This is a genomic window from uncultured Tenacibaculum sp. (genome assembly GCF_947502995.1).
Taxonomy (GTDB): Bacteria; Bacteroidota; Bacteroidia; order Flavobacteriales; family Flavobacteriaceae; genus Polaribacter.
The window spans coordinates 1-12221 of sequence record NZ_CANNBW010000017.1; the positions used below are offsets into that span (position 1 = coordinate 1).

Here is a 12221-nt window from a genome sequence, read left to right on the forward strand (position 1 = left end):
TTTGCAGACTTAGATGGCGATGGAGTTCAAGATCCAGGCGAGCCAAGTACGACTACGAATCCAGATGGAAGCTATACGTTGACAGGCGTTCCAGCGGGAAGTGCAGTAGATATTGTTGTTGTAGAAGGAGATTTACCATCAGGAAGCACACAAACAGAAGGAACGAATCCAACTTCAGTTACTCCAGTAGGAGGCGGAAGTGTTGATGCAGGAAACGACGGATACCAAGTACAAGGTGATGTTAGTGGAGTTGTTTACGGCGATACCAACGGAAACGCAACACAAGACGGATCAGAGAGTGGTTTAGGCGGTGTTACCGTATTTGCAGACTTAGATGGAGATGGAGTTCAAGATCCAGGTGAGCCAAGTACAGTTACTAATGCTGATGGAAGTTATACATTAACAGGCGTTCCAGCGGGAAGTGCAGTAGATATTGTTGTTGTAGAAGGCGATTTACCATCAGGAAGCACACAAACAGAAGGAACAAACCCAACTTCAGTTACTCCAGTAGGAGGTACAAATGTTTCAGCAGGAAATGACGGATACCAAACACAAGGTGATGTTAGTGGAGTTGTTTACGGCGATACCAACGGAAACGGAACACAAGACGGATCAGAAAGTGGTTTAGGCGGTGTTACAGTATTTGCAGACTTAGATGGTGATGGAGTTCAAGATCCAGGCGAGCCAAGTACGACTACGAATCCAGATGGAAGCTATACGTTGACAGGAGTTCCAGCGGGAAGTGCAGTAGATATTGTTGTTGTAGAAGGTGATTTACCATCAGGAAGCACACAAACAGAAGGAACAAACCCAACTTCAGTTACTCCAGTAGGAGGTACAAATGTTTCAGCAGGAAATGACGGATACCAAACACAAGGTGATGTTAGTGGAGTTGTTTACGGCGATACCAACGGAAACGGAACACAAGACGGATCAGAAAGTGGTTTAGGCGGTGTTACAGTATTTGCAGACTTAGATGGTGATGGCGTTCAAGATCCAGGCGAGCCAAGTACGACTACGAATCCAGATGGAAGCTATACGTTGACAGGCGTTCCAGCGGGAAGTGTAGTAGATATTGTTGTTGTAGAAGGCGATTTACCATCAGGAAGCACACAAACAGAAGGAACAAACCCAACTTCAGTTACTCCAGTAGGAGGCGGAAGTGTTGATGCAGGAAACGACGGATACCAATCACAAGGTGATGTTAGTGGAGTTGTTTACGGCGATACCAACGGAAACGGAACACAAGACGGATCAGAAAGTGGTTTAGGCGGTGTTACCGTATTTGCAGACTTAGATGGTGATGGCGTTCAAGATCCAGGGGAGCCAAGTACGACTACGAATCCAGATGGAAGCTATACGTTGACAGGCGTTCCAGCAGGAAGTCCAGTAGATATTGTAGTTGTAGAAGGCGATTTACCATCAGGAAGTACACAAACAGAAGGAACAAACCCAACTTCAGTTACTCCAGTAGGAGGCGGAAGTATTGATGCAGGAAACGACGGATATACAATATTAAATACAGTTGATGTACTAGATGATGTTGCTACAACAAATGAAAATACACCAGTTGATATCAATATTTTATCAAATGATACTGATGTTCCAAATTCAGGAACATTAACAGTTACGAATGGTTCAAATGGTATAGTAACTGTAGACAACGGTGGTACACCAAATGATCCAAGTGATGATACTGTAATTTATACACCTAATCCAGGGTTTACAGGTACTGATACATTTACATATACAGTTTGTGATGATCAAACGCCACCAAACTGTGATACAGCTACGGTGACTGTTGATGTTATAGATATACGTTTGCCTGGAGCAGAGGATGATACAGCTACTACAGATGAAAATGAAGAAGTAGAAATAGATATCTTAGCAAATGATACAGATACACCTTCAACAGGAACATTAACAGTTACAGATCCTGCAAATGGTTCAGTAACGATTAATGATGGAGGTACACCAAACGATCTAAGTGATGATACTGTAATTTACACACCAGATCCTGGGTTTAATGGTACAGATACATTTACATATACAGTATGTGATGATCAAATGCCACCAAACTGTGACACCGCTACAGTTACTGTTGATGTCCTACCAACTCCTGATACTAATCCGGATACAGCAACAACAGATGAAGATGAATCAGTTGAAATAGATATATTAGGAAATGACACTGATGTACCATCATCAGGAACATTAACAGTTACAGATGGTTCAAATGGTACAGTAACTATAGACGATGGAGGTACACCAAATGATCCAAGCGATGATACTGTAATTTATACACCAGATGAAGATTTCAATGGTACAGATACTTTCACATATACACTTTGTGATGATGCTATGCCACCAAATTGTTCAACAACTACAGTAACAGTAGATGTTAATCCAACACCAGATGCAGAAGATGATAATTCTGAAACAAATGGAGGTGATACAGTTATTATTGATATCTTTGATAATGATAATGACATACCAGATGATGGAACATTAACAATAGATGATGGACCAGATAATGGTGATGTAGATGTGGATGATGGAGGTACACCAGATGATCCAAGTGATGATACTGTGACATACACACCAGATCCAGGATTTACAGGAACTGATACATTTACATATACTATATGTGATAGTGCAACACCAGCAAATTGTTCAACAGCAACAGTTACTATAGAAGTTACAGATCCTTGTTTAACAGTTTATAATGAATTTAGTCCAAATGGAGATGGAAAAAATGACTACTTAAAAATTAACTGTATAGATAATTATACAAACAATACGGTAGAAATTTTTAACAGATGGGGTAATACAGTCTATAAGATTAAAGGATATAATAATAATGATTCTAGTAGAAGATTTGAAGGTATTTCAAACGGTAGAGCAACTATCCAAACATTAGATAAATTACCAGTAGGAACTTACTACTACGTAATTGATTTAGGAGATGGAAGTCCTATCTTAAAGGGTTGGATATATATTAATAGATAATAAAGTGTAAAAATAAAGAATGAAGTCACTTTTATTAAAAAGAATAGTTTTATTGATTAGCATCTGTTACATAACAGATGCTATATCTCAGCAAGATCCCCATTATACACAGTACATGTTAAATACGATGTCTGTTAACCCAGCTTATGTTGGGTCAAAAGGACATACAGTGCTTACTGCTTTAGGAAGAACTCAATGGGTTGGTTTTGAAGGAGCACCTGATACTCAAAATTTAAGTTACGATACAAGTATAGGTTATAGCGGATTAGGTATAGGGATTAATTTAGTAAATGATAAATTAGGTCCATCACATGAAACTTATCTTGATGGTAATCTTTCTTATACAGTTCAAACTGGAGATGAAGGAAATCTTGCTTTTGGTTTAAAATTAGGAGGTAGACTCTTAAATGTAGATTGGTCACTTGGAAGATCGAGAGATAATGATCAAATTTTTGATCCATCAAATAATATTGTAAATAAGTTTTTACCAACTGTGGGAGCTGGTATCTATTATCATGAGCCACAATGGTATATTGGTTTATCTGTACCTAACTTTTTACGTCAAGAACATTACGATGCGACTAATAGTGTTGAAGAAACGGCAGTGGAAAGATTACACTATTTTTTAATTGCAGGTTATGTTTTCGATCTTAATGAAAATATCAAATTTAAACCTGCAGCATTAGCAAAATTAGTTTTTGGAGCACCATTATCAATTGATGTTTCTGCTAACTTTTTATTTAATGATAAGTTTAGAGCTGGACTGGCTTGGAGATGGGATGATTCTGTTGCTGCATTAGCTGGTTTTCAAGTAAGTGAATCATTGCACATAGGATATGCTTTTGATTTAACCACATCGAACTATAATGTGGTAAACAGTGGAACTCACGAAGTACTTTTACGATACGAAATTTTTAAACAGGCTAGAATGAAATCCCCCAGATTTTTTTAAAGCTTAAAATAATGAAAAAACAGACACTATCAACCACCTTAATTCTAACACTACTAACAGCATTACCATTATTATCTCAAAGCAAAAGAGTTGCCGATAGATATTTTGAAGAATTTGCATATTTTAAAGCAGCTAAAATTTATGAAGCTGTCTATAAAAAAGGAGATACTTCAAAGTATGTTTTAAAGAGAATTGGAGATTCATATTACAATAATTCTAGAACAGAAGAAGCAGAGATTTGGTTTAAAAAGTTAATAGAAATAGCTAAAGAAACCGATCCTAATTACCTTTTTAAGTACGCTCAAGTATTAAAAAGTAATGGAAATACAAAAAAATCAGATTCTATATACTTTGCGCTTAAAAAAGATAAACCTACAAATGATAATAAGAAATATATAGATAAAGTAAACCATTTTCAAGATTTTTTAAATGGAGGAAGAAAAAAATTAAGTGTTAGAAATTTAGCTACAAATACTCCATTTTCAGATTTTGGAGGGGTTATTTTTAATAATGAAATTTATTATGCTTCAGCAGCTCCAAGAGGAATTAAAGGAGAAAAAGTTTATCGTTGGAACAATCAACCTTTTTTAAATTTATATAAATCTAACGGTTATATTCAAAAGTTAGAAGATACTAAGTATGACACTATTTATGGAGTTGAAGGTAAAAATATATTACCATCTCCAGTAAATACATCATTTCATGAATCTTCTGCAGTTTTTACTAAAGATGGAAAATACATGTATTTTTCTAGAGTAAATTATGATGGAAAAAAACTTCGAAAGGATAAAAAACAAACAGTAAACTTAAAGTTATATAAAGCTGAAAATATAAATGACAATTGGGAAAATATTGAAGAATTACCATTTAATAGTGACGATTATTCTGTAGGTCATCCAGCTTTAAGTCCAGACGAGAAAACATTGTATTTCACTTCAGATATGCCAGGTTCATTAGGAGCAACAGATCTTTTTAAAGCTGAAATAAAAGAAGATGGTTATGGTGAACCAGTTAATTTAGGAAACACAGTTAATACTTCAGAAAGAGAAATGTTTCCTTTTGTATCAGAAGATGGTGTGTTATTCTTTTCTTCAAATGGACATAGAGGTTTAGGTCTTTTAGATATTTTTCAAACAAAAATTTATGAAGATGGAACTTTCAGTAAAGTTGTAAATCTTGATTTTCCTTTCAATAGTAAAAAAGATGATTTCGCTTTTTATGTAGATACCACTGGAAAAAAGGGATTCTTTTCTTCAAATAGATCAAAAGGAAAAGGAGACGATGATATTTACAGTTTTTATATCTCTCAATTACCTAAACCAAAAGAATGTTTACAAACTATAACGGGTACTCTTACAGATAAAGTTACTAAAGCTCCAATAGCAAATGCTATTATAAAATTAGTAGATAAAGCAACTGGTACAATCGTAAATGAAGCTTTAACAAATAGTGAAGGTAAATACAGTTTCGATAAAGTAGTTTGTGGTACAGATGTTTTATCTGTTATTGCAGAACAAAGAGATTATAGATCAGCAGCAAAAAAAGACTTTAATTTAACAAAGGAAAATGGTAAAGTGATTAGAGTTGATTTAATGTTAGATCCATTAATCGTAGGTAATCAAATTGTAATTAAACCGATTTATTTCGATTTTAATAAGTCATTTATTAGAGAAGATGCACAGTATGAATTAGAGAATATTGTTGCTGTTATGAATAATCATCCAAAAATGATTATTAAGATTGAATCTCATACAGATAGTAGGGGAGGAAAAACGTATAACAGAAAATTATCTGACAGAAGAGCAAAATCTACAAGAGATTTCTTAGTCTCAAGAGGTATTGCATCTAGTAGAATTGAAAGTGCAATTGGTTATGGAGAAGATCAGTTGTTAAATCATTGTGATGATAAAAACAGTAGAAAATGTTCAGAAGAAGAACATCAATTAAATAGAAGATCATATTTCTATATTGTTAGCGGTAAAAACGATATTACAATAGAAAATAGTAAACCTAGAATTATTGATAGAAAAGGTTATAAAGATCAAAAAGCGATAATGCAAAGGTTAAGAAGAATACGTACTCCAAAAAGAAAACTTCTAAAAGGAAGACTTGGAAGACGCGACAATAAGTGTTACAAGAGTGAAGAAGATTGTAACTAATTTTAATATAATCCCTAAATTATTTTAAGTTTAAGCGAGAAAGTTTACTTTCTCGCTTTTTTTATGTTAAAACACCAGTAGCTGGTTTATAGTTTTTATAATACTGCATTAAAATAAAAGAACACATAACAGAAGATGCAGTTCCTTCAATAGATAGTGCAAACACAACCATTTCTAAACTGAGCTCTTTCCCCCATAAAGATGAGTTTTCTAAAACCGACATAAAGCTAGAATCTATAAAACCAACATAAACAATTAAGCCTATAATTGTTAATGCAATACCAATAACGGAAGAACCAAAACCAACATAAAAATTATTAAAGTAAGATTCCTGTTCATTTAAATCAATATTTTGTTTTATAGCTCTGTTAACACCATAAAAAACAAAAAGAAAATTTAAAAAACGTAGTTCAGAAACATTATCTAATCCTAATACTTTCATCAATAGAAAAAAAGCAACAATACAAGAATAGATTAATAAACCATTCTTAAAAATTATTTTATTCGTGCTCATACTTAAGAATTTTTAAAAGTTAGATACTCTTAAATATACGAAATAAAATAATGATTTTCAATTAATTAGATTAAAGCTTCTTTTAGTAAGGTGATTGGATGCTTAGCAACTTTGCTTGTACCGTCATATATTTGATGTCTACAACTTGTACCTGAAGCAGCTATTTCTGTGCTGTTAGAAGCATTTCTAACCTTTTTGAATAATGTATCTTCACCAACTTGCATACTAACTTTATAATGCTCTTTTTCGTATCCAAATGAACCAGCCATACCACAACAACCTGTATTCATTATTCGAACAGTATAGTTTTCAGGAATATTAAGCATTGTAAAAATCGAATTTGTGGTTGATAAAGATTTTTGATGACAATGTCCGTGAATCTTAATTTCTTTACTAGAAGATGTAAATTGACTTGAAGTTATATTTCCTTTCTCAATTTCTTTAGAAAGAAACTCTTCAATAGTAAACGTATGTTCAGCAATTTCAGTAGCCGCTTTTTTATCATCAGCTAATCGTAAATATTCATCTCTAAAAGTTAAAATAGCAGAAGGTTCAATTCCTATTAAAGGTTTGTTTTCTGAAACTTTATCTTTAAATAATTCGACATTTTTATTAGCGATAGTTTTAGCTTCTTTTAGAAAACCTTTTGAAATATAACTTCGTCCGCTTTCTTCATGATTTAAAACCTCAGCCTTGTAACCTAAAGCATTTAACACAGCTATTGAATCTTTACCAATTTCAGTGTCATAAAAATTGGTGAACTCATCATTAAATAACAATACCGTTTTTTCGCTGTCTTTCTGATTCGTTCTTTTCAACCAAGCGTTTAAAGTTTGTTTTGCTAATTTCGGAACAGTTCTTTCTTGTGCAACTCCCATTACTTTTTTAGCTAAACTCGTATTGGTTAAGAAGTTTGTAATTGTAGGAAATTTGCTTCCTAACTTGTTATACTTTGCATTATTTGCAAATAATTTACTTCTGAAAGAATATCCGTTAGTTTCTTGATATTGATATAAAAACTCGGCTTTTAAAGAAGCAACATCAACATTACTCGGACATTCACTAGCACAAGCTTTACAACTTAAACATAAATCGAAAACAGTTTTTAACTCTTTATGATTAAATTTATTTACTTGATCTGAGTTTGTTAAAAATTCACGAAAAGCATTTGCTCTCGATCGAGTAGTATCTTTTTCGTCTTTAGTTGCTCTGTAACTCGGACAAAGAGTTCCGCCTGCTTCAGGAGATTTTCTACAATCACCAGAACCATTACATTTTTCTGCCAAACGTAAAATTCCTTGACTATCAGAAAAATCGAAAATGGTATTAATTTCTGGTTCATTTCGATCTACTTCATAACGTAAACTTTCATCCATTTTAAAAGCATCCGTTATCTTTCCTTTATTGAATACGTTATTCGGATCAAAAGCTTTTTTAATACGCTTTAAAAGTTGGTAATTACGATCACCAATCATTAAAGGAATAAATTCGGCTCTTACAATTCCGTCTCCATGTTCACCACTAAAAGAACCATTATATTTCTTTACAAGTTCTGCAGTTTCCGTTGTTATCTTTCTAAATAAATCAACATCCTCAGCTTTTTTAAGATTTAAAATAGGTCTTAAATGCAATTCTCCAGCTCCTGCATGCGCATAATACACAGCTTGTTGCTGATATTTGTCCATAATTGCAGAGAATTCTTCAATGTATTCAGGTAAATCATGTAAATCCACAGCAGTATCTTCAATACAAGCCACTGCTTTTTTATCACCAATCATATTACCTAATAAGCCAAGTCCAGCTTTTCTTAAATCTAGAACTTTTTTAATATCATCACCAAATACTTTAGGATAATGATATCCGAAGTTATTGTCTTTTAAATCTTGAATTAATTTATCAGCTAATTCTTCAACTTTCTCTTTAGAATCAGCTTTTACTTCTAACATTAAAACAGCTTCAGGATCTCCTTGAATAAAAAATCTATTCTTAGCTTGCTCTCTGTTATTTTTGGTACAATCTAAAATCACTTTATCCATCAATTCACAAGTGAATAAATTATGATTCATGGTTGTAATAGTAGCTTTTAAACTCTCATTTACACTAGTAAAATGTGGAGTTACCATAATGCTATGAGTAGGAGGAAGGTCGTCTAATTGAATCGTAATAGCAGTCATAAACGCTAAAGTTCCTTCACTTCCTGAAAGAAATTTTGCTGTATTAACGGTATCATCTTCACCGCCAAATAAATTTGAAGTCAAAAATTCATCAACAGCATAACCAGTATTTCTTCTATGAATTGCTGCTTTCGGAAACTCTTTTAAAATTTCATCTTGAGTTTCTTTAGAACTTAATTCAAAGAAAATAGATTTGTAGATCTTTCCTTCTAAATCATCTTGAGTTGTCTTTTTACGGAATTCTTGAGAGGAAATTTCAGAAAAAGTAGCTTTAGACCCATCTGATAAAAGTGCATCAATAGCAATTACTTTATCTCTAGTAACTCCATATCGAATAGAAGTACTTCCCGAAGAATTATTTCCTACCATACCACCAATCATACAACGATTTGATGTAGATGTATTCGGACCAAAAAATAATCCGTAAGGTTTTAAAAAACGATTTAAATCGTCTCTAATAATTCCTGGTTCTACAGTAATGGTTTTATTTTTTTCATCAAACGCAAGAATATTCGTAAAGTGTTTCGAAACATCAACTATAATTCCATCACTAACACATTGTCCAGCTAACGAAGTACCAGCAGTTCTAGGAACTAAAGTAATATTATGCTGTACAGAAAAATCGATTAATATTTTAATGTCTTCAATAGTTTTAGGAAAAGCAACAGCTGTTGGTGTTTTTCTATATACCGAAGCATCTGTAGCATAAATACTTTTATGAAGATTATCAAATACGAGTTCTCCTGATAATTTTTCTGAAACAATTTGTAGTTGTTTGTCTAGTGTCATGATAAATAAGGAATTTACCTTTTAATAGTTGTGTTGTTTTCTATTGATTTTTGAATCAAAACCTCTAATTTACTACAATCTTATGATTCAAAAGATCAATTTATCTTTAAAAACTATTTTGCTGAGAATATGGCAAAAAAAGTGTTGTTATTTCACAAAAAAGACAATTATTGAATTACTGAGTTTCTTTTGAAACAAGTATCAAAACAAATGAAAGAGTCTGTACCTGCAACTCCATTAATTAAATGCACTTTGTCGTATAAAACTTTTTGTAAATGTTCGTTATCACGAGTATAAGTAAGAATAAAAATAGCGTAACTACCAGAAACAAAATTGCACTCAACAATTTCATCTATTTTTTCAAGTTCTCGCATTACTTCTTTAGCAAATCGAGCTTCTCTTAAACGAATACCAGTATACGATTTTGTTTTGTAACCTAGTTTTTTCTCATCGAGAACAAACTCAGCATTTTTAATTACTCCTTCAGTAGTTAATTTTTTAATACGTTGATGAATTAAAGAATTAGAAACATTCAATTCTTCAGCGATTTGAGAAAATGCTTTTCTAGCATCATCTCTAAGTTTAGATAAAATTTGTCGATCTATGTAGTCAAATTGATTTTCCAAGAGTATAATTTTATGTTTCTAATCATACATTAAGTATTAAGTTCAGCTAAACATTTCTGAATAGTTTCATCTTGCATGTCTTCATACCATTTCATTAATTCGTATACAGGAGCTCCTAAATCTTTTTCAAATAATAATTGATTGGAAGTTCCTTCGTAATTACGTTTGGCATCATCTGTTCCTAAGTTTGAAGCAAAAATTCCTGCTGCACTTACAGGTAAGAAATCCTCGTAAACCATCGGTTCTATTTTTAAATAGCCGTCTTCTAATAGTTGAGGAACATCTTCCTTTCTAAATAAACGATCTTTAGAAATATTTTTAGCTTTTTCAGTTGTAAAATAATGGAAATAGGCTAATTTTTCTGAATGTAATTCAGCATAATTATCTGGAAAAACTGTAAAATTTTCTTGTAGTAATTTGTTGTATTCAGCTGCATTTTCAGCATTAGGAGAACCTCCAATTGCTTTACGTGTTTTACCAAGTAATTCATTATATAAGTCAAGTCCTTTCTGAGTTAAAGCTGCTCCACGTTGTTCAATTTCGCCAAAACGAGCTTTATGTTCACCCATTTTTCCGTTTCCGTTATCGTTTTTAAAAGTAACTTTTTCAGTTAATGCTTTAAAACTTGTTTGACGTAATAGGATAGGACATTTTCTAGTTGGCGGACCTTCAATATTATCTTTCGGTGGAATATGACGAGCTTCCATACTTGCTTGTACTTTATCTATATCTAAACTTCTTGGAGTTAGATGGTTGATATGAGGACCTTTAAAAGCAACTACATCTGCAATTAAACGATGCTGTTTTAGTAAAGCTTCATACATTTCATAATCTACAGTAGCCGTGTCATGCCATCTAAAAGTTTCTAATGCTTCTTGAACAAAAATTTCGGCATCTTCTTTGTTTAATCCGCCTTGTTTTTCAGATTTTTCAATGAGCTCTAAAGCTTTCTGTGTAAAGATTTGACGATCTTCTAAAATAGTTTCAACACGTTCACGTAAATTATTATCATCAATTAAATCTAAACGCAATAAAGAAGTGAAAACTCTAAAAGGAGCTTGATTTAAAGCTGTGTTTTCAATTGCTCTAAAGGCTGTAGAATGTACAGGAACGCCAGCTGTAGCTAAGTCGTAATATCCAACAGGAAACATCCCCATAACTTTAAATAAACGTCGCATTGTAAATAATTCGTATGGTTTTCCTAAACGAATAGCACCATGACGTTCCATGTTTAATCGAGTAATCTCTCCTGTATTAGCAAGTTGTTCTTTTATCAAAGTAGATTCAGAAAGAACAGTATCGTTAATATCATGAACTAAATCTAATAAATCTCCGTATAACGGAACTTCATTTTTATACATGTCAGACATGATTGAAGCAAAACGGTTACGAATATATTCTGGCGAAACAAATGCTTTTGTATCTAAATTAGAATTATCTACAATATTTTTTGATGACATAACGAATCGATTTTTATTACAAAATAAATAAATTTAATCTCTATTCTGGTTTATAAAAGTGAAATTTACTTTTAAATCAGGTTTTTTGAGTTATATTAACTTTTTAGATCTTGTTTTTAAAAGAGAAAAAACATTTTTTATTTTAAAATAGCCTTTTTAAAATCAAATTGACTTTTCTTTGATGATGAATCTATTGATTTAATGTTAGAATGCTTGAAAAAGAATGAATTGTAGAGTGATATTTGTATAAACTGTAACAAATCAGAAATAAAATCGTCTTTTAAATAAAAATGCGATTTTCTATATGAATATATTAAGAGTTTTATTAGCTATTATATTTCCTCCACTATCAATTATCGATAAAGGTTGTGGATCTTTTGTAATTATTTTTCTATTGACACTTTGTGGATGGATTCCTGGAGTAATTGGTGCTTTAGTGATTTTAAATAATCCTAACAGTTAATCTTGTTCATTTAGTTAAGTATTAATTTTTTCTTAAAATTTAGATTCATTTAGGTATTCGATTAAAGTTCAAACT

General features: G+C 32.3%; 8 protein-coding genes. 4 read left to right on the top strand and 4 right to left on the bottom strand.

All coding sequences use genetic code 11. The features are described 5' to 3' along the window. From Q1A46_RS14530 to Q1A46_RS14540, 3 genes are all read left to right on the top strand, one after another. Positions 1-3009, top strand: a 3009-nt coding sequence (locus Q1A46_RS14530; RefSeq protein ID WP_299680195.1) for an Ig-like domain-containing protein, incomplete at its 5' end; no start/stop codon positions are given. A 19-nt stretch (positions 3010-3028) separates the two neighbouring features. Further along, positions 3029-3961, top strand: coding sequence for a type IX secretion system membrane protein PorP/SprF (locus tag Q1A46_RS14535; protein ID WP_299680198.1), 933 nt, complete (start codon positions 3029-3031; stop codon positions 3959-3961). A gap of 11 nt (positions 3962-3972) precedes the next feature. Beyond that, a complete protein-coding gene (locus tag Q1A46_RS14540; RefSeq protein WP_299680201.1) occupies positions 3973-6120 on the top strand; it encodes an OmpA family protein in 2148 nt (715 codons plus the stop codon). Positions 6121-6181: 61 nt separating this feature from the next. Here Q1A46_RS14540 and Q1A46_RS14545 read toward each other — a convergent pair whose 3' ends face one another. The 4 genes from Q1A46_RS14545 to Q1A46_RS14560 form a co-directional block, all read right to left on the bottom strand. Beyond that, positions 6182-6634, bottom strand: a complete 453-nt coding sequence (locus Q1A46_RS14545) for a hypothetical protein (RefSeq protein WP_299680203.1) — start codon at positions 6632-6634, stop codon at positions 6182-6184. Between the two features lie 65 nt (positions 6635-6699). Further along, positions 6700-9597: an FAD-binding and (Fe-S)-binding domain-containing protein gene (locus tag Q1A46_RS14550; protein ID WP_299680206.1), complete on the bottom strand. Its 2898-nt coding sequence runs from the start codon at positions 9595-9597 to the stop codon at positions 6700-6702. A 167-nt stretch (positions 9598-9764) separates the two neighbouring features. Continuing rightward, positions 9765-10223: an Lrp/AsnC family transcriptional regulator gene (locus Q1A46_RS14555; RefSeq protein WP_299680209.1), complete on the bottom strand. Its 459-nt coding sequence runs from the start codon at positions 10221-10223 to the stop codon at positions 9765-9767. 29 nt (positions 10224-10252) lie between these two features. Then, positions 10253-11683, bottom strand: a complete 1431-nt coding sequence (locus Q1A46_RS14560) for a VOC family protein (RefSeq protein ID WP_299680212.1) — start codon at positions 11681-11683, stop codon at positions 10253-10255. A gap of 304 nt (positions 11684-11987) precedes the next feature. On the opposite strand from Q1A46_RS14560, the gene Q1A46_RS14565 reads away from it, so the two are divergent. Further along, entirely contained in the window at positions 11988-12146 is a 159-nt protein-coding gene (locus tag Q1A46_RS14565; RefSeq protein ID WP_299680216.1) for a YqaE/Pmp3 family membrane protein, read from the top strand. The last annotated feature ends 75 nt before the right edge of the window (positions 12147-12221 follow it).